General features: G+C 68.8%; 14 protein-coding genes and 3 pseudogenes. 9 read left to right on the forward strand and 8 right to left on the reverse strand.

Going from position 1 to position 19,271, the window contains the following annotated elements:
• The first annotated feature begins 62 nt into the window (after positions 1-62).
• The 5 genes and pseudogenes from ACSHXC_RS08815 to ACSHXC_RS08835 all read left to right on the forward strand — a co-directional run bounded on the left by ACSHXC_RS08815 (position 63) and on the right by ACSHXC_RS08835 (position 4,150).
• On the forward strand, positions 63-779 hold the full coding sequence (locus ACSHXC_RS08815; protein ID WP_438291047.1) for a GAF domain-containing protein: 717 nt from the start codon (positions 63-65) through the stop codon (positions 777-779).
• A 65-nt stretch (positions 780-844) separates the two neighbouring features.
• On the forward strand, positions 845-2,302 hold the full coding sequence (locus tag ACSHXC_RS08820; protein ID WP_438291048.1) for a PP2C family protein-serine/threonine phosphatase: 1,458 nt from the start codon (positions 845-847) through the stop codon (positions 2,300-2,302).
• 443 nt (positions 2,303-2,745) lie between these two features.
• Positions 2,746-3,035 (forward strand): annotated as a pseudogene (locus tag ACSHXC_RS08825) (PRC-barrel domain containing protein).
• A 285-nt stretch (positions 3,036-3,320) separates the two neighbouring features.
• Positions 3,321-3,899 carry a DUF5994 family protein gene (locus tag ACSHXC_RS08830; RefSeq protein WP_438291049.1) on the forward strand — a complete coding sequence of 193 codons (579 nt, stop codon included), beginning with the start codon at positions 3,321-3,323 and terminating at the stop codon, positions 3,897-3,899.
• A gap of 5 nt (positions 3,900-3,904) precedes the next feature.
• Positions 3,905-4,150: a hypothetical protein gene (locus ACSHXC_RS08835; protein WP_438291050.1), complete on the forward strand. Its 246-nt coding sequence runs from the start codon at positions 3,905-3,907 to the stop codon at positions 4,148-4,150.
• A 9-nt stretch (positions 4,151-4,159) separates the two neighbouring features.
• Here ACSHXC_RS08835 and ACSHXC_RS08840 read toward each other — a convergent pair whose 3' ends face one another.
• Positions 4,160-4,747, reverse strand: coding sequence for a hypothetical protein (locus ACSHXC_RS08840; protein WP_438291051.1), 588 nt, complete (start codon positions 4,745-4,747; stop codon positions 4,160-4,162).
• Positions 4,748-4,875: 128 nt separating this feature from the next.
• On the opposite strand from ACSHXC_RS08840, the pseudogene ACSHXC_RS08845 reads away from it, so the two are divergent.
• A pseudogene (locus ACSHXC_RS08845) lies at positions 4,876-5,406 on the forward strand (transposase family protein); the annotation flags it as partial.
• 20 nt (positions 5,407-5,426) lie between these two features.
• Here the strand turns inward: ACSHXC_RS08845 and ACSHXC_RS08850 are convergent.
• Positions 5,427-6,692 carry an IS110 family transposase gene (locus ACSHXC_RS08850; protein WP_438289952.1) on the reverse strand — a complete coding sequence of 422 codons (1,266 nt, stop codon included), beginning with the start codon at positions 6,690-6,692 and terminating at the stop codon, positions 5,427-5,429.
• A gap of 458 nt (positions 6,693-7,150) precedes the next feature.
• Here ACSHXC_RS08850 and ACSHXC_RS08855 point away from each other — a divergent pair.
• Both ACSHXC_RS08855 and ACSHXC_RS08860 read left to right on the forward strand, forming a co-directional pair.
• Positions 7,151-7,372, forward strand: a pseudogene (locus ACSHXC_RS08855) (transposase family protein); the annotation flags it as partial.
• 665 nt (positions 7,373-8,037) lie between these two features.
• Positions 8,038-8,667: a class I SAM-dependent methyltransferase gene (locus ACSHXC_RS08860; protein WP_438296485.1), complete on the forward strand. Its 630-nt coding sequence runs from the start codon at positions 8,038-8,040 to the stop codon at positions 8,665-8,667.
• 51 nt (positions 8,668-8,718) lie between these two features.
• Here ACSHXC_RS08860 and ACSHXC_RS08865 read toward each other — a convergent pair whose 3' ends face one another.
• From ACSHXC_RS08865 to kdpF, 6 genes are all read right to left on the reverse strand, one after another.
• Entirely contained in the window at positions 8,719-11,259 is a 2,541-nt protein-coding gene (locus ACSHXC_RS08865; RefSeq protein ID WP_438291052.1) for a DUF4118 domain-containing protein, read from the reverse strand.
• Between the two features lie 53 nt (positions 11,260-11,312).
• Complete coding sequence (locus ACSHXC_RS08870; protein WP_438291053.1) at positions 11,313-11,996, reverse strand: response regulator; 684 nt, start codon at positions 11,994-11,996, stop codon at positions 11,313-11,315.
• Between the two features lie 112 nt (positions 11,997-12,108).
• Complete coding sequence (locus ACSHXC_RS08875) at positions 12,109-12,783, reverse strand: potassium-transporting ATPase subunit C (protein ID WP_438291054.1); 675 nt, start codon at positions 12,781-12,783, stop codon at positions 12,109-12,111.
• 6 nt (positions 12,784-12,789) lie between these two features.
• Positions 12,790-14,928, reverse strand: coding sequence for a potassium-transporting ATPase subunit KdpB (kdpB, locus tag ACSHXC_RS08880; RefSeq protein WP_438291055.1), 2,139 nt, complete (start codon positions 14,926-14,928; stop codon positions 12,790-12,792).
• Positions 14,925-16,589 (reverse strand): potassium-transporting ATPase subunit KdpA, encoded by a 1,665-nt coding sequence (gene kdpA / locus ACSHXC_RS08885; RefSeq protein WP_438291056.1) that lies wholly within the window; start codon positions 16,587-16,589, stop codon positions 14,925-14,927. The genes kdpB (ACSHXC_RS08880) and kdpA overlap by 4 nt, the downstream gene beginning before the upstream one ends.
• A gap of 8 nt (positions 16,590-16,597) precedes the next feature.
• Positions 16,598-16,687 carry a K(+)-transporting ATPase subunit F gene (kdpF, locus tag ACSHXC_RS08890; protein WP_063801986.1) on the reverse strand — a complete coding sequence of 30 codons (90 nt, stop codon included), beginning with the start codon at positions 16,685-16,687 and terminating at the stop codon, positions 16,598-16,600.
• A 417-nt stretch (positions 16,688-17,104) separates the two neighbouring features.
• Here kdpF and kdpB (ACSHXC_RS08895) point away from each other — a divergent pair, with 417 nt between their 5' ends.
• Positions 17,105-19,270, forward strand: coding sequence for a potassium-transporting ATPase subunit KdpB (gene kdpB, locus ACSHXC_RS08895; protein WP_438291057.1), 2,166 nt, complete (start codon positions 17,105-17,107; stop codon positions 19,268-19,270).
• Position 19,271: the final 1 nt, after the last annotated feature.

Genomic DNA, 19,271 nt, shown 5'->3' on the forward strand with positions numbered 1-19,271 from the left:
CTGAACTACACACGTTTCCCGGCCCGTTCGGGCGCAGCCGACCTCCATCAAGGGTGTAGCCGATGAATGAGCGACTCCTGGCCAAGACCTTCGTCGAGCTGGCGGACAACCTGGTCGCCGACTTCGACCTGATCGACTTCCTGCGCCTGCTCACCGACCGCTGCGTCGGGATGCTCGGCGCGAGCGCCGCAGGCGTCCTGCTCGCGGACCGCGACGGCGAACTCCGCGTCATGGCCGCCTCCGACGAACAAGTACGCTTCCTTGAACTCTTCCAGCTCCAGAACGACGAAGGCCCCTGCCTGGACTGCTACCGCACGGGAACACCAGTGGCCGTCCCCGACCTGCGTACGGAGACCGACCGCTGGCCGCGCTTCACCACACAGGCCGGGCTCCACGGATTCGGGACAGTCCAGGCCCTCCCCATGCGCCTGCGCGACGAAGTCGTCGGCGCCCTCAACCTCTTCCACACCGACCCCGGCCCCTTCGACCCGGGCAGCACTTCCATCGCCCAGGCCCTGGCCGACGTCGCCACCATCAGCCTCCTCCAGCATCGCTCCACCCACCGCAGCACCGTCCTCAACGAGCAGCTCCAGACCGCCCTCAACAGCCGCATCCTGATCGAACAGGCCAAGGGCAAACTCGCCGAACGCCACAGCATCGACATGGAACAGGCATTCACCGCCCTGCGCGGCTACGCCCGCGCCCACAACCGCCGCCTGTCCGACATCGCCCGCGCTTTCGTCGACGACTCCGAACCCCTAGTCGGATTGGGGGTCTGACCGTCCCCGCCAGCCGTCCATGGGCGCAAGCCCGCTGCACGAGGGCAGAGGGGGTGCCGACCCGGTTGGAAGCCGACGGAACACCAGGCTCCGAGGAATTACCGGACCTGACGCGCACGGGGCTTCCGCCGGAGCAGGAGGCCCGGCGCATCGAAGCCGTACGCCGCTACGACATCCTGGACACCCCGCCCGACGGGGCGTTCGACCGGATCGCCGCCCTGGCCGCCCGCCTCTTCGACGCCCCGGTGGCGACGGTGACGATCGTCGACGCCGACCGGGTCTGGTTCAAAGCCGCGTACGGACTGGAGGGAGTCACCCAGACCGGCCGGGATCCGGGGCTGTGCACCTCGGCGATCCTCACCGACGAGCCCCTGGTCATCCCCGACACCCTCCGCGATGCGGCCGCCCGTGCCAACGCCCTGGTCACCGGCCCGATGCGGGTGCGCTTCTACGCCGCCGCGCCCATCACCACCCGCGACGGGCACCGACTGGGCACCGTCGACGTCCTGGACACCCGGCCGCGCCGGATCGCGCCCGAACAGACCGCTGCCCTGACCGATCTGGCCGCGCTGGTCATGGACCAGCTCGAACTACGGCTCTCCGCACTCCGCATGCTGCGCGTGGAGCGGGAACTGGTGGACGTCGAGCACGCCGCGCGGGAGCGGGCCGAGCGGGACCGGGCGGAGATCGCCTCGTACGCCGCCACCCTGCAGAGCACCCTGCTGCCGCCCACCCTGCCGCGCGTGCCGGGACTTGAGGCGGCCTCGCACTACGCCACCGCGTCCGTGTCCGACATCGGCGGGGACTTCTACGACGTGTTCCCCCTGGGCCGCGACCAGTGGGCGTTCTTCCTCGGCGACGTGAGCGGCCGGGGCGCCCGGGCCGCCGAGCTCACCTCACTGATCCGCTACACCCTGCGCTCCACCGCACTCCTTGAGCCCGACCCCTGCCAGGTGCTGCAAGCGCTGAACTCCGCCCTTCTGTCGCACCCCACTGCCGACAGCCGCTTCTGCACCCTGATCTTCGGCACCCTGGCCCCCGACCCCACCAACGGCTTCACCATCGCCCTGGCAGGCGGCGGCCACCCGTCCGCCTTGCACCTGCAGCCGGCCCGCCGCGACGGGCCGGCCCGCGCGGCCTCCCGGGCAGAGCGGGTGGACCTCACCGGGGGCATGCTCATCGGCGTGCTGCCCGACGTGTTCATCGCCTCCCGTACGCTCCGGCTCCTGCCGGGTGAGGCGCTCCTGCTCTACAGCGACGGGCTCATCGCGTCCCGCAGCTCCCACGGCGCACGGTTCGACGAGACCGGGCTCGCCGCCCACCTCACCCATCACGCCGCCGCCAACACGGCACTCGGCGCCGCCGCGATCATCGACGACCTGACCTCGCTCCTGGCAACCTTCCCCGTCGGCCCCGCGGACGACGTGGCCCTCCTCGCCCTCAGCGCCGCCCCCGCCACGCCCGGCCGGACACCGGCCGGCGCCTCGGGCACGACCCGCACCAGCACGCCCCTGGAGGGATAGGACACCTGTTGAGCGTGCCGTCGCCAGGCGCGGCCTGCTCTGATGGCCGCCGTCAGAGCGAGAATGAGCGGTGAACCGGCGACGCCGGGGGCTGTGTCTCCAACCCTCCGGCGCCTTCGTCCCGGGCATGCCTGCCGGACACCGGGCGAGTAGCCCGGGCCTCGAACTTCACACTCCGGCACAGCAGTTGTTCCCACACCTGGTCGCGGCCCGGTCCGGAGAACAGCACCCAGGACTGTGCCGCCGTACAGACACCCCGGATCCCGACGCCTCACTGACCAGTGGCCGCGATACACGCCAGGGACGGGGCTTCCGTCCGATGTCCGGCACATCCCGTGGAGGGGGACCGGCCGAGCGCCGTACCTGGAACTTCAGGTTACGGACCGGCCTTCCGTTCCCTCCTCTCCCACGCTCCCCATGCCAGGGACGTCGGCAAGCACAGCATCGGCACACCGGAAGCGGTCTACGCGGACACCAGCACTGACGACCCGGCCACGGCCACCGTCCGGATGGCCTGCCCACCCGGCACCGCCTTGTCTTCGTCCCCCTGGACAGCGCGACCGTCGGGCCGGGCCAGATCGAGATCACCTACGGCAAGGCGCTGACAAAGGGCGGCCCCTCGATCGGCACGGACGACGTCCTGCCCGACGAACAGGAGAAAGCGGTCTTCCGGCACTACGGCCCGCCCCACAAGCAGGGCGCAGGCGGCGAACGCCGGCTCACCCGCCTTTGACCGCCTGACCGGCCGCCATGACCGTCGACCCGACCGTCACCTTCGCCTACGTCACCGATCAGGGCGCCAACTCGGTCTCGGAGATCAACACACGCACCAACGCGGTGACATCCCGATGACGAACCGAACCTCGTTGCCCCAGCCAGTCCTTTGGCCCTTGCCTCGGAGTACGCTGGAGGTACCGAGAGCACTTCGCACCCCGGCCACAGCGTCGGCCTCGTTCTCGGCGAGCAAAAACCCCCGGGCCGCTGTCCACGAACGGCGACCCGGAGACGGGTTCGCGCCATGTCCGCGACCACTGACCTCCTTCTGGCGCAGCGCGATCCCGCCGCAGCTCCGAACGTCCGCCTTGCGCTCAAGCCCGCTGGCGCCTCCCGTGGACTCCTGGACGGGGCCTGGTGGCCACGCTCCCGCGATCTGCTGCGTGAACTTCCCGCACTGATCGACGTACTCGACCCCCTGTGGGGCCGGATCACCCGCATCGCCGTCAACCCTGAGCACTGGCCCGTCATCCCCCGCAAGATCCCCGTCACCGGACACGTGGTGAAGGCCGGCTGGTTCAAGGCCGAGCAGGACCCGCACAAACTCCTGGTGCTGTCCTACGGAGCCGGCCGCTGGGACCTCCTGGTCATCCCGCCGCAGACCAGCACCGCCGCGGCCGCCCGGCTGATGGCCGCCGCGAGCGACCCCGCGGGCCTGGCCCTGACCGCGAGCGCGCTCATCGCGGGCGACGAAGCCCTACACGGCGCCTCAGCAGCCGACCGACTGCAGGACTTCGAAGAAGTATGGGAGCACGAGGGCGGTACCTCCTCGGCCTATGCCGCCGTTCCGGCCCGCCCCGACCGCCTCCTCGTGGGGATGTGACCGCCATGACCACGGCCCTGACCATCGTCATCACGCTGCTCCTGATCGTCGGAGCGGCACGCGTGATCCACCTGCTCAACGCACAGCACTCCGAGCGGATCGCGCTGCACCACTACAGCCGCTTCCACCCCGGTGGCCGAGGCGCTCGCAGCGGTCCCGCACGACCGGTCCCCGGCCAGGCCCGCCGCGACCAGGGTGAGCCGCGGACGGCTCCGCCCGCGGCGCCACGTCACCAGGAGCACGGCCATTGATCCGTGCCCCTAAACTCGCCGGGGCCTGTAGTCGTCCCCGCGCCTCTGGTGAGCACGATCGGTGAACTGGGCGCGTTCCTCGCCAGGGAATCCACGGGGGCCACGGCACTGCCGCCGAGACCGCACCCGGTCGACCTTGCCAAGACTGCTCACGCCCCAGGGCCGAACAACAACCAGGCCCGATTCCGCAACAGGTGTGACTCCCCACCCCCGGCCGCGCCCCGAGCCAACTCCCGAGCGCCACGAGGCCAGGAGCCGCTCGCATGCCAAGCGCTGCCGCGCGACCAGCTGGGTCTGCCCCCAGATCGCGAACGCTCCGCCCACCACGCGTTCACCGACCACCCCGGGGGTCGACGCTCCCCGTACCGCTACCGCGCCCACCTGCGCGGCCTGGTCCCCGCCCACGCCGACGTAGAGCAGGCCGTGCTCGCCGGCCAGGCGTGAACCTTCTGCACCTGAGTGCAGCGCGGTGTCGACGTCGTCCTCCCAGGAGGCCAGGACCGCGTCCGCGTAGAGGGCGAAGGCGTGGTCGGAAAGCCTGCTCGCGTACGCGGTCAACTGGAGCAGCGCCCCGCAGTCCAGAGCATTCGGGGCCAACCTGGCGGATCTGTGAGCCTTTTCCAAGCTGGCGGTGCTGACCGTGAGTTGGACGGTCCTGCGCAACGACGAAGCTCCTGGTAGACGGGTTCTCGACCAAGATCGCCCGTGTCTGCCAGGAGCTTCACGTGCTTGTCTACCCGTCCTCGATTGATCTGTCCAGCCGCACCTTGCGGTTCCTGACCGGACGACTCACCGCCAGGCGGCAGGAGATCGGGACGCGGTGGCGGCGCCTTCCTGCCGCGCGACAGGCCCTACTTGCTCTGGCCCACCTGCGGTGCGGTGACACCTACGCCCAACTGGCCGCCGGATTCGGCATCGGGATCGCGACCGTTTTCCGCTACATACGAGAAGCCGTCGAGTCCCTGGCCGCCCTCGCCCCGACCCTGGCCGAAGCGATGCGGACGATCCGGGAGAAGGCGTTCGTCATCCTCGACGGCACCCTGCTGCCGATCGACCGTATCGCCGCCGACACCCCGTACTATTCCGGGAAACACAAACGCCACGGCATGAACGTCCAGGTCCTCACCGATCCATTCGGACGGCTGCTCTGGGCCTCGCCGGCTCTGCCCGGCTCCACGCACGACCTGACCGCCGCACGACACCACGGCATCATCGGAGCCCTTACCGAAGCGGGGCTCAAATGCTGGGCGGACAAGACATCCCACGCGGATAAGAGTCAAGCCGCAGCGGCGGAACATTCGTCCTGCGGCTGGATCGGGAATGCCTTGAGCTCGTCGTAGAGCTGGCCGTGCTGGAGGCAGTAGAAGAGCATGCCCATGAAGCGGTTGAAGAGATTGCGTTGTGCCGCGACGTGCCGGTCGCCGACTTCCCTGCGGTGGTCGTAATGGGCCCTGGCGCCTGCTGACTTGGTGAGCGAGACGAAGGCCCACACGTAGCCAGCGGCCGCCAGCCTCTGATTCTTTATCCTCCGGCTCATGACCGTGCGGCTCTTACCACTTGCCCGAGTGACTGGGGCACTTCCGGCGTATGCCTTGAGCGAGTCGGCGCTCGCAAATCGGGCTCGGTCATCGCCTATCTCCGCCAGGACGCGGGCACCGGTTAAGGATCCGAGACCTGGAAAGCTACGGATGACCGGTGCATCAGGGTGTTCTTCAAATGCGGCAGCCGTAGATTTCTCAAGCTGATCCGCGTTGAGACAAGCGGTGTTGAGCTGTCTCAGCAGAGCAGACGTCTGCTGACCAAAAGCTGCTTCCACCTGCGGAAGCTGGTGGAGATAGTCACGCTGGAACACTTTATGGAGCCTGTCGGCTTCAGCCTCGATGCCGCGTACTCGGCCGGCCTTCTTGAGTAATGACTGCAACCGACGCCGCGTGAGTGTTGCGGCGATGGTCGGTGTCGGGGCTGCGGCAAGGATACTCCGGGCTTCCCGTGCGCATAGGCCGTGCTTGTGTGTGGCGAACGCGTTCAGGATGGCCGGGTAGAACTCGTGCAGCTGGGAGCGGAGCTTGTTGCTGGCCTGACCGCGAGCCCAGACGGCATCCTGTTGTGCTCGGGCAAGCACCGCGATGGCCTGCACGAGCTCGGAGTCCGCAGGCAACGGCCGATGAGCAGCCATGTCGGTCCGCAGGATGTTCGCCAACACCGCGGCGTCGATGGCGTCGGACTTCCTCCGGGCCACAGAGTGACGATCCCGGTAGCGGGCAACCGCCAGCGGGTTGATCGCGTAAACGGGGCGACCGGTGGCCCGCAGGCACGCGACGAGAAGTCCACGGGACGTCTCGATCGCAACGGGTATCGGGGTGTCAGCGCGGTCGCCGTGCTCGCCCAGCCGAGCAATCAACTGAGCAAATCCCTCTGCATCATCATTGATCCGCAGCTTGGCGAGTTGTTTCCCACCGGCATCGACCAGCGCGATGTCGTGGTGATCTTCGGCCCAGTCCACCCCGCAGAAGACGGGCGCCGGTAACGTAGTGACCTCCATGTACCTCTCCTCTGCCGTGGCTCTTTTCTAGTCTCAAGCCTGTGCAGGGTGCGCGTGCTCCCTAATGGAAGTGCTCAAGGCACGTCATCCCACCAGCCGTTCGCAACCCCAGCAAGCCGTGCGGCCCTCGGTCTGCTTCAGAGCTAAGGCTCCGGCAATGGTGAGAGGTGATCCACGAGGCCAGCTCGGACTGCGAATAGTCAATCGCGTTGCAGACGGGCCAGGAGCACAGTGACGGAACGTGCTCTCAACCGTCACCAGCGGTACCACTCGGGCACGCTTGCCGATACTCCTCTGCCTCACCTTGAACGAACACTGCTGGGCGCGGAAGCGACCTCGTCTTGTCAATAGGACTCGAAGGTCCGGGCATACTCAAAGGCTCGCCCCGCGCCCCGAAGGACGGCGAGACCATCACCCAAGAACTGGGCTCAGTACCGACCTTCGGGTCCCATTAGGCATACCAAGGCGCCGGCGGACCCGTCCGGGTGCCGTTTCGGGGCCGCCGCCTCAAGAGATGGAAGCGCCGTCACAACACCACCCACGCCAAAATCCGCTGCCTCGGCGAACAGGCCATGGCCACCCTCAAGAGCTGGCGCCTCCTACGGAAGCTCCGCTGCAGCACCAACCGAATCACCAACGCCGTGAAGGCCGTCCTCGTCCTTCACCACACGTCAGCGTGAGGTTGGAAAACCCCTCACTGGCTCCCTGGGAAGCAGACGGGGAGAATGCGGGGCGCTGGGAGCGCGGGACTCGACACGGTCCTGACGACACCGTACGAATGCGGCGGGGGCGAATCGTGCGACGCAGACTCAAAGGCAGTGTTCACACGCAGTTCGAGCCAGTGGCCCGGAGCACATTCGGGTCCCTGATGGACGAGCTCGGCTTCGGCGGACCCGTGAGCTCGGTGAGTCACCTCCACACCCTGGCCTACACCCGCGGGCAGCAGAAGATCCAGGTGGGTTACAACCCCTGGGGAAAAAGCCTGATCACCTATGTAACGAGCGCCTGGGAAGGAACCGAATACCGCACATCGCTGGGAGATCTCGTCTTCGCGGCGGGGCTGGGGCATCGCAATGCCCCGACCACGTCCGCCAACAACCTCCGCATCATGGCCAAATCGCTGGAATCGCAGGCCCACTACCTGCGCCTGCTCGCGCCCATGCTGCAAGACCCGGCGGAAGCGGCTGCTCTCATGCGCGCGGCGGGGGCCAAGCAGAGCGCCGTCTCAGTGGACAGCCCGCACTCGCCGCGGCGTTCGACGTCACCGGGGCGGGCGGGAAGCCCCGGTGGGAGAACACGATCGGCTCGGCCAACGGGCTGCGCGCCCGTGTGGCAAGGTCGCGGCATGCCCTTTGATCACAACGACCACTATCACCGGCTGCTGTTGCGCCAGATGCCGCCAAACTGCCGCACGGCATTGGACGTTGGCTGTGGGACCGGCCGGTTCGCGCGGCGGCTCGCCGGGCTCGGCATCGAGGTCGATGCGATCGATCCGTCGGAGGAGGTCGTCGCGGAGGCCCGTGCGATGGCCGCTGGGCCGGCACCTGGTGATCGGGGTCCGCGCTTCCGGTGCACGGACGTCACCGAAGTCCGACTCCCCCATGCTCACTACGACTTCATCTCTTGCCTCGCCAGCGTGCACCACATGCCGTTCGGCACCGTCGCCGCCCTGCGGGACGCGCTCGCACCCGGCGGCGTCCTCGTGATCCTGGGCTGCTATCCGGAGCGGACCCTGCTCGACTGGGCCTGGAGCCTGGCGGCCGTACCGGTCAACGCCGTAGTCAGGTTGGCCGTGTACGCGCGGGACGGGCTCGGCTCTGCCGCAACCGGCCGCACCCAGACGCAGGCGCCGGTGACTCGGCCCACCATGCCCTTGCTCCAGATCCGCCGGGAGGCCGCGGCGCTGCTGCCCGGATGCCGCATACGCAGGCTCCTCTTCTGGCGCTACCTGCTCGTCTTCCGGAACGCCGGCTGACGGTGCGCTGGGAAGCGCCGGCCGACCCCGCGGCCTCGTACCCCGCGCCCCTCAGGTGTCCTCGGACGCCGAAGCCCGCTGAGTCGGCACGTATCCCAGCGCCGGCCGCAGCGTGAGCACCATCGTCATGCCTCCGCCCGGGGTGTCCTCCGCCGCCAGCGTGCCTCCTATCGCCTCGGCGAAGCCCCGGGCGACCGCCAGGCCGAGGCCCACCCCCGCGCCCCGCGGGGCGTCCCCGTAGCGTTGGAACGGGGCGAATATGCGGTCCTTCGCGGCGTCGGGGACGCCGGGGCCCTGGTCCACCACGCGGACCTCGACCCGGTCGGCGATCGTGCTCGCCGAGACCAGGACGCGCTCCCCCTCGGGGCTGTACTTCACCGCGTTCTCCACGATGTTGGCCATCGCCCGCTCCAGGAGGCCCGGGTCCGCGCTGACCATCGGGAGGTCCTCGGGGATGTCCAGTACGACGCTGTCCTCGGGGACGCCGCCAAGGGCCATCGGCACGACCTCGTCGAGGTCCGTCTCGCGGATCAGCGGGGTGACCGTGCCGGTCTGGAGGCGGGACATGTCGAGCAGGTTGCCCACCAGGTGGTCGAGGCGGTCGGCGCCCGCCTCGATCCCTTCGAGCAGCTCCGCCTCGTCCGCCTCGGACCATTCCACGTCGTCCGAACGGAGCGATGTGACGGATGCCTTGATCGAGGCAAGCGGGGTGCGCAGGTCGTGGCTCACCGCGGCGAGCAGCGCCGTACGGATGCGGTCGCCCTCCGCGTACAGCCTTGCCTGGTCGGCTTCTTCCTTCAGACGGCGGCGGTCGAGCACCACCGCCGCCTGTGCCGCGAACGCGCCCAGGACTCGGCGGTCCTCCGCCGGCAGTACGCGGCCCGACAGGGCCAGCGCCATGTGGTCGCCCACCGGCATGTCCACGTCCGCGTCCTCGGGGCGCCCCACGGGGCGGGGCCCCACGCTCGCCGAACACGTCCACGGCTCGACCTCGCTCGGGCGCTCGAGCAGGGCGACCGATTCCATCGCGAATGTTTCCCGGACCCGCTCCAACAACGCGTCCAGACTCGTCTCGCCCCGCAGCACGCTGCCCGCCAGGAAGGACAGGATCTCCGACTCGGCGCGCAGCCGGGCCGCCTGCTGGGTGCGGCGGGCCGCGAGGTCGACGACGGACGCGACCGACACCGCCACCGAGCCGAAGATGACGATGGCCACGATGTTGTGCGGGTCGCTGATGGTCAGACGGTGGACCGGCGGGGTGAAGTAGTAGTTCAGGAGCAGGGAGCCGACCGCCGCCGACGCCAGCGCCGGGAGGAGTCCGCCGAGCAGCGCCGCAGCCACCGTCAACGAGAGGTAAAGCAGCATCTCGTTGGCCAGGCCGAGGTCTGTGTCGATGCAGGTCAGGAGCAGGGTGAGCAGGACGGGGCCGACCATCGCCGCCGCCCAGCCCCACATCGAGCGGGCTCGGCCCAGGCGGGCGCCGCGTGCCACCGGGAGGCCCCGGCCCTTGGCGGCCTCCTCGTGGGTGACGATGTGGACGTCGAGGTCGGGCCCCGAGTCGCGGGCCACGATCGCGCCCACCCCGGGGCCGAACACGTACTGCCACGTGCTGCGACGGCTCGTGCCCAGCACGATCTGCGTCGCGTTGACACCCCGCGCGAAGTCGAGCAGGGCCGGGGGCACGTCGTCGCCCACCACGTGATGGAAGCTTCCGCCCACGTCCTCGACCAGGGTGCGCTGGACCGCGAGTTCCCTGGGCGAGGCGGAGGCCAGGCCGTCGCCCCTCGCCACGTACACCGCCAGCACCTCGCCGCCCGCGCCCTTTTCGGCGAGGCGGGCGGCGCGGCGGATGAGGGTGCGGCCCTCGGGGCCGCCGGTCAGGCCGACGACGATGCGCTCGCGCGAGCCCCAGATCTTCGAGACGCTGTGCTCGCTGCGGTACTCCTGGAGGTACTCGTCGACCCGGTCGGCCACCCACAGCAGCGCCAACTCCCGCAGCGCGGTGAGGTTTCCGAGCCGGAAGAAGTTGGAGCGGGCCGCATCCACCTTGTCCGGCTTGTAGATGTTGCCGTGCGCCATGCGGCGGCGAAGCGCCTGCGGCGACATGTCGACGAGCTCGACCTGGTCGGCCCGCCGCACCACCTCATCGGGTACGGTCTCGCGCTGCCGCACTCCCGTTATCGACTCGACGACGTCGCCCAGGGATTCCAGGTGCTGGATGTTGACCGTGGACACGACGTCGATGCCCGCGTCGAGCAGCTCCTCGACGTCCTGCCAGCGCTTGGCATTGCGCGAGCCCGGGATGTTGGTGTGCGCCAGCTCGTCGACGAGTGCCACGGCGGGCCGCCGCTCCAGGACCGCGTCGACATCCATCTCGGTGAACTGCGCGCCCCGGTAGGCGAGTTCACGCCGGGGAAGCTGTTCGAGGCCGTGCAGCATCACCTCCGTACGCGGCCTGCTGTGGTGCTCGACCAGCGCGACCACGCAGTCCGTGCCGCGCTCCACCCGCCGGTGCGCCTCGGACAGCATCGCGTAGGTCTTGCCGACGCCCGGCGCCGCGCCGAGGTAGATCCGAAGCTTGCCGCGTGCCATGGTTCCGATCTCTGGGTACGAGGTGCACGGGGGTTACGACGTCCACAAGGGGCTCAGACCTCGAAGCGGTATCCCATGCCCGGTGCCGTGATGAGATACCGGGGGTGCGAGGGGTCCACTTCGAGTTTGCGCCTCAACTGGGCCATGTAGACGCGGAGATAGTTGCTCTGCGTACGGTAGCTGGGCCCCCACACCTCCTGCAGCAACTGGCGCTGGCTGACGAGGCGGCCGCGGTTGCGGATCAGGACTTCCAGGAGGTGCCACTCGGTCGGGGTGAGCCGCACGTCGTTCCCGGCGCGCTTCGCCTTCTTCGCGAGGAGGTCGAGCGTGAACGACTTGGTGGTGACGACTCCCCCGTCGGCGCTCTTCGTGGCGGGTTCGACCCTGCGGGTCGCGACCCGCAGCCGGGCCAGGAGCTCGTCCATGCTGAACGGCTTGGTGATGTAGTCGTCGGCGCCCGAGTCGAGGGCCTCGACCTTCTCGTCGGAGGTGTTGCGTGCGGAGACCACCAGGATCGGCGCCCGGCACCAGCTCCGCAGCCGGCGCATCACCTCGATGCCGTCCATGTCGGGCAGCCCGAGATCGAGCAGGACCGCGTCCGGGGGCTGCACGGCGGCGAGCTGGAGGGCGGTGGCGCCGTCCGTCGCCGCGTCCACGTCGTATTTTCGCGCCTTCAGGTTGATCTCAAGAGCCCGTACGAGCTGTGGTTCGTCCTCCACCACCAGCACCCGGGTCATCGGCGTGCCGCCTTCCTGTTGTGCGCGGTCTTCATGACACTGCCCGGCGGTGCGGGAGCCGGGGCCCGGAGGTCTTCCGGGGCCGGGGCTCCCGCCCGCCGTCGTAAGTGGCTCACTTCTGGGTGAGTTCCTTGAGTGCGATGTTGAGCTTGAGGACGTTGACGCCGGGCTCGCCCATGAAGCCGAGGATCCGGCCGCTGGTGTTGTCGGTGACGAGCTTCTCGACCTGCTTGACGTCGAGGTGGTTCTGCTCGGCGACCCGGTGGACCTGGATCTTCGCGTATTCAGGGGAGATCTGCGGGTCGAGGCCCGAGCCGGAGGAGGTGACCGCGTCCGCGGGCACATCGGCCGGGTTCACCTGGTAGTCGGCCGTGGAGTTGTCCTTGACCACGGCCGCCTTGGCGTCCTTGACCTGCTGGATCAGCTTCTCGTTGTCGCCGGAGAGGTTGGTCGCACCGGAGATGATCAGCTGGTACTGGGTGTTGATGCTGTTCGCGCCGAGCCCGTTGGAGGGGCGCGGCTGGAACCACTTCAGGTCCGGCTGCGCGGCCTCTTCGGCGTTGTTCGGGTCCTTCTTCGGGAGGTTGTACGTCTGCCCGATGAGCTCGGAGCCGACCACCTTCCCACCGGACTTGATCTCGGAACCGTTGGCCTTGTTGCTGAAGGCCACCTGCGCGATGCCGGTCACCACCAGCGGGTAGATCACGCCGCAGACGAGGGTCAGGACGAGCAGCGCGCGCAGGCCCGCGCCGAGCAACCGGGCGGTGTTTCCAACTGAGTTGTTCATGGCAGGTCAGCCGATTCCGGGGATGAGGGAGATGAGCAGGTCGATGATCTTGATGCCGATGAACGGGGCGATCAGACCGCCCAGGCCGTAGATGCCGAGGTTGCGCCGCAGCATCTTGTCGGCGCTGGTCGGCTTGTACTGCACGCCCTTCAGGGCCAGCGGTACGAGCGCGATGATGATCAGCGCGTTGAAGACGACCGCGGACAGGATCGCCGACTCGGGGCTGTGCAGGCTCATGATGTTGAGCTTGTCCAGGCCGGGGTAGACGACCGCGAACATCGCCGGGATGATCGCGAAGTACTTCGCGACGTCGTTGGCGATCGAGAACGTGGTCAGCGCGCCCCGGGTGATGAGGAGCTGCTTGCCGATCTCGACGATCTCGATCAGCTTCGTCGGGTTCGAGTCGAGGTCGACCATGTTGCCGGCCTCCTTCGCGGCCGACGTACCGGTGTTCATCGCGACACCGACATCCGCCTGGGCCAGGGCCGGGGCATCGTTGGTGCCGTCACCGGTCATCGCGACCAGCTTGCCGCCGGCCTGCTCCCGCTTGATGAGCGCCATCTTGTCCTCGGGAGTTGCCTCCGCGAGGAAGTCGTCCACGCCCGCCTCTTCGGCGATCGCCTTCGCGGTCAGCGGGTTGTCACCCGTGATCATGACCGTCTTGATGCCCATCCGGCGCAGCTCGTCGAACCGCTCCCTCATGCCCTCCTTGACGACGTCCTTGAGGTGGATGACACCGAGGACACGCGCCCCGTCCGCGTCTTCAACAGCCACCAGCAGCGGCGTGCCACCAGCCTGGGAAATCCGGTCGGTGAGCGCCTGGGCGTCCTCCGCAACACTGCCGCCCTGCTCCTTGACCCATGCGACCACCGAACCGGCCGCACCCTTGCGGACCTTGCGTCCGTCCACGTCCACGCCCGACATACGGGTCTGGGCGGTGAAGGCCACCCACTCCGCGCCGGTCAGCTCGCCCTGGTGACGCTCGCGCAGGCCGTACTTCTCCTTCGCGAGGACCACGATCGAGCGGCCCTCGGGCGTCTCGTCCGAGAGGGAGGAGAGCTGGGCGGCGTCGGCGACCTCGGCCTCGGTCGTGCCCTTGACCGGCACGAACTCGGAGGCCTGGCGGTTGCCCAGGGTGATGGTGCCGGTCTTGTCCAGGAGCAGCGTGGAGACGTCACCGGCGGCTTCCACCGCGCGGCCCGACATCGCCAGGACGTTGCGCTGGACCAGGCGGTCCATGCCGGCGATGCCGATCGCGGAGAGCAGCGCGCCGATGGTGGTCGGGATCAGGCAGACCAGCAGCGCCGCGAGAACGATCATGGACTGCTCGGCCTTCGCGTACATCGCGAAGGGCTGGAGGGTGACGACGGCGAGCAGGAAGACGATCGTGAGGGACGCCAGCAGGATGTTGAGGGCGATCTCGTTCGGGGTCTTCTGGCGGGCCGCGCCCTCGACCAGGTTGATCATCCGGTCGATGAACGTCTCGCCCGGCTTCGTCGTGATCTTGATGACGACGCGGTCGGACAGCACCTTCGTGCCGCCGGTGACCGCGCTGCGGTCGCCGCCCGACTCCCGGATGACCGGGGCCGACTCACCGGTGATGGCCGACTCGTCGACGGATGCGACACCCTCGACGACGTCACCGTCGCCGGGGATGATGTCGCCCGCCTCGCAGACCACCAGGTCACCGATCTTCAGCTCGGTGCCGGGAACCTGCTCCTCGGAACTCCCGTTCAGGCGGCGGGCGATCGTGTCCGTCTTGGCCTTGCGCAGGGTGTCCGCCTGCGCCTTGCCGCGGCCCTCGGCGACGGCCTCCGCCAGGTTGGCGAAGATCGTGGTCAGCCACAGCCACGCGGCGATCGCCCAGCCGAACCAGTCCCCCGGGCTCTTGATGGCCAGGATCGTCGTCAGGACCGAGCCGATCTCCACCACGAACATGACCGGAGACTTGATCATCGTCTTCGGGTTGAGCTTCTTGACCGCGTCCGGGAAGGACTTGACCAGCTGCTTCGGGTCGAACATGCCGCCCCCGACCCGTCCGGCATCGGGCTTGTGCCCGCTGGGGAGGTCGCTGTGGGGAGCGCGCGTGGGTGTTGCGGTGGACATGGAGCCGGGCTCCTCAGACTTCTTCGTGTCGGTGGTCATGACGCCAGCCCCTCGGCGAGCGGGCCGAGCGCCAGCGCCGGGAAGTAGGTCAGGCCCGCGACGATCATCACGGTGCCGACCAGCAGGCCGGTGAACAGCGGCTTCTCGGTGCGCAGGGTGCCCGCGGTCGCCGGGATCGGCTTCTGCTCGGCGAGCGAGCCGGCCAGGGCAAGGACGAACACCATGGGGACGAACCGGCCGAGCAGCATGGCCAGGCCGATGCTGGTGTTGAACCACGGGGTGTTCGCGTTGAGACCGGCGAACGCCGAGCCGTTGTTGTTGGCGCCCGAGGTGTAGGCGTACAGGACCTCGGAGAAGCCGTGCGCGCCCGAGTTCGTCATCGAGGTCAGCGTCGACGGCATCGCCATCGCGATGGCCGTGAAGATCAGCACGAGGGCCGGGGTGACCAGGATGTAGCAGGCCGCGAACTTGATCTCGCGGGTGCCGATCTTCTTGCCCAGGTACTCGGGCGTACGCCCCACCATCAGGCCCGCGATGAACACCGCGATGATCGCCATGATCAGCATGCCGTAGAGACCGGAGCCGGTGCCGCCGGGGGCGATCTCGCCGAGCTGCATGCCCAGCATGGTGATGCCGCCGCCGAAGCCGGTGAGCGAGGAGTGGAAGGCGTCGACCGCGCCGGTCGAGGTGAGGGTGGTGGCGACCGCGAAGATCGACGAGCCGCCGACTCCGAACCGGTTCTCCTTGCCCTCCATGGCGCCGCCGGCGATGTTGAACGCCGGGCCGCCGTGGTGGAACTCGGTCCACATCATCAGCGCGGTGAAGCCGACCCAGATGGTCACCATGGTCGCGAGGATCGCGTAGCCCTGCTTGACCGAGCCGACCATCTTGCCGAACGTGCGGGTCAGCGCGAACGGGATGACCAGGATCAGGAAGATCTCGAAGAGGTTGGTGAACCCGTTGGGGTTCTCGAAGGGGTGGGCGGAGTTGGCGTTGAAGTAACCGCCACCGTTCGTGCCCAGCTCCTTGATCGCCTCCTGCGAGGCGACCGCGCCGCCGTTCCACTGCTGCGAGCCGCCCATGAACTGGCCGACCTCGTGAATGCCGGAGAAGTTCTGGATCGCACCGCAGGCGACCAGGACGACCGCGCCGATCACCGAGATGGGCAGCAGGATGCGGACGGTGCCGCGCACCAGGTCCGACCAGAAGTTCCCGAGCTCACCGGTGCGCGAGCGGGCGAAGCCCCGCACCAGCGCGACGGCGACGGCGATGCCGACGGCGGCGGACACGAAGTTCTGCACCGCCAGGCCGCCCGTCTGCACGACGTGGCCCATCGCCTGCTCACCCGAGTACGACTGCCAGTTCGTGTTCGCCACGAAGGATGCGGCCGTGTTGAACGCCTGATCCGCAGGGATCGAGACGAATCCCAGCGAGCCGGGCAGCGAGCCCTGCACGCGCTGCATCAGGTAGAGGAAGAGGACGCTCACCGCGGAGAAGGCGAGGACGCCGCGCAGATAGGCGGGCCAGCGCATCTCGGTGGACGGGTTGGCGCCGATGGCCTTGTAGATCCACTTCTCGACGCGCAGGTGCTTGTCGGAGGAGTAGACCCGGGCCATGTAGTCGCCGAGCGGACGGTATGCGAGGCCCAGTGCCACGGCCAGAGCCAGGAACTGGAGCACACCAGCAAGAACAGGAGACATAGCGGGGCTCAGAACCTCTCCGGGTACACAAGGGCGAGGACGAGGTAACCCAGGAGGGCGACGGCCACGATCAGACCGACGATGTTCTCGGCAGTCACAGCTTTGCCACCCCCTTGGCGATGAACGCCACCAGCGCGAAAACCGCGATCGTGGTGACGACGAAGGCCACGTCGGCCATCGTGAACTCCTCATGGAGGCTCGGAAAGAACGGACACCCTGAGGAAACCTCCTCACCGGGCGCTTTCGGCCGCCGTTGACGCCCCTCTTACGGCCCGTGGCGACTCCTTTACGGGTCTCATACGCCCCTGGCCCCCGAGGACGGCCTCCCACATGCAGGAGGGCGTTTCGGCCGTATTGTCGCGGCCTTGACGCGGGCGGCATCCGCTGTCAGAGAGCCGTAAATACCCACGGAATCGGGTGAGTTGGGCTCCGGCGGTGACCTAGGTTTGCGTCCGGCCGCTCACAGGCTGTGTCCGAACCCCCGTCCGGCTGCCGGACCCTCCAGAAGGTCGTGCATGTCTCCCGCCGCCCCCCAGCAGGCCCCGACCGTCCTGGCCCCCAGTGGCCCGCCACCCAGGAATCCGCCGGGGCCGCGGCCGCACCGGCCGAAGCGGTCCGCCGGGCTCTTCGAACCCGTACAGCTCCTGACGGCGTTTCCCGATGCGCTGCGCAAGCTGCATCCGCGGGATCTGGTGCGTACGCCCGTGTTGTTCGTCGTGGCCATCGGGGCGGCGCTGACCACGCTGTCCGCGCTCGTCCACCCGTCCGTCTTCACGTGGGTGATCGGCGTCTGGCTGTGGCTCACGGTGATCTTCGCCAACCTCGCGGAGGCCGTCGCCGAGGGCCGGGGCAAGGCGCAGGCCGAGTCGCTGCGCCGGGCCCGTACGGACACGGTCGCGCTGCGGCTGCGGGACAACTGGCGGGTGGGCACCGATCTGGACCACGCCAGGACCGAGGCCGTCTCGGCCACCGACCTCAAGCCGTTCGACTTCGTCCTGGTCGAGGCGGGCGAGCTGATTCCGGCGGACGGCGATGTGGTGGACGGGGTCGCGGCCGTCGACGAGTCGGCGGTGACCGGCGAGTCGGCGCCCGTCATCCGCGAGTCGGGCGGTGACCGCTCGGGCGTCACCGGCGGCACGGCCGTCCTCTCGGACCGGATCGTCGTGCGCGTCACCTCACGGCCCGGGCACTCCTTCCTCGACCGGATGATCGCCCTGGTGGAGGGCGCGGCCCGGCAGAAGACGCCGAACGAGATAGCGCTGAACATCCTGCTCGCGGCGCTGACCATCGTCTTCGTCCTGGTGGTGGTCACGCTCCAGCCGATGGCCGAGTACGCGAATGCCGCGCAGTCCACCACCGTCCTGGTGGCGCTGCTCGTGACGCTGATCCCGACCACCATCGGGGCGCTGCTCTCCGCGATCGGCATCGCGGGCATGGACCGCCTCGTGCAGCGCAACGTCCTGGCGATGTCCGGCCGGGCGGTCGAGGCGGCGGGCGACATCAACACGCTGCTGCTCGACAAGACGGGCACGATCACGCTGGGCAACCGGGAGGCCGCGGCGTTCGTGCCGATGCCCGGGGTCCAGGAGACGCATCTCGCGGACGCCGCCCAGCTTGCCTCGCTCGCGGACGAGACGCCCGAGGGCCGCTCGGTGGTGGTGCTGGCCAAGGAGCGGTACGGGCTGCGCGAGCCGGCCGAGGGCGATCTGCGCGGCGCCCGCTTCGTGGAGTTCAGCGCGCAGACCCGGATGAGCGGGGTGGACCTGCGCTGGGAGAACGGCGCCGTGTCCCACATCCGCAAGGGCGCGGCCGCCCAGGTGATCGAGTGGGTGGCGATGTACGGGGGTCAAGTCCCGGACCAGGCGCGGTGGTTCGCCGATTCCATCGCAGCCTCCGGAGGCACCCCGCTGCTCGTCGGCGTGCACGACTGGAACGGGCCCCGCGTCCTCGGCGTGATCCACCTCAAGGACGTCGTCAAGGACGGCATCGCGGAACGCTTCTCGGAACTGCGCCGCATGGGCATCCGTACGGTCATGATCACCGGGGACAACCCGCTGACGGCCCGGGCCATCGCCCAGGAGGCCGGGGTGGACGACTTCCTCGCCGAGGCCACCCCCGAGGACAAGCTCGCCCTGATCAAGAAGGAGCAGGAGGGCGGCAAGCTGGTCGCGATGACGGGCGACGGAACGAACGACGCCCCGGCGCTCGCCCAGGCCGATGTGGGCGTGGCGATGAACACGGGGACCTCGGCCGCGAAGGAGGCCGGGAACATGGTCGACCTCGACTCCAACCCGACGAAACTCATCGAGATCGTCGAGATCGGCAAGCAACTCCTCATCACCCGGGGCGCGTTGACCACGTTCTCGATCACGAACGACGTCGCGAAGTACTTCGCGATCATCCCGGCGATGTTCGCCTCGGCCTATCCGGGGCTCGGCGCGCTGAACGTCATGGGCCTGCACAGCCCGACGTCCGCGATCACCTCGGCGATCATCTTCAACGCGCTGATCATCGTGGCGCTGATCCCACTCGCCCTGCGCGGCGTGCGCTACACCCCGGCCTCGGCGCACGACCTGCTGCGCCGCAACCTGGCGGTGTACGGGCTCGGCGGCCTGGTGCTGCCGTTCGTCGGGATCAAGCTCATCGACCTGGTCGTGTCGACGGTGCCGGGCCTGGGGTGAC

Origin of the sequence: Streptomyces sp. HUAS TT7 (assembly GCF_051550175.1) — a bacterium.
Lineage (GTDB): Bacteria > Actinomycetota > Actinomycetes > Streptomycetales > Streptomycetaceae > Streptomyces.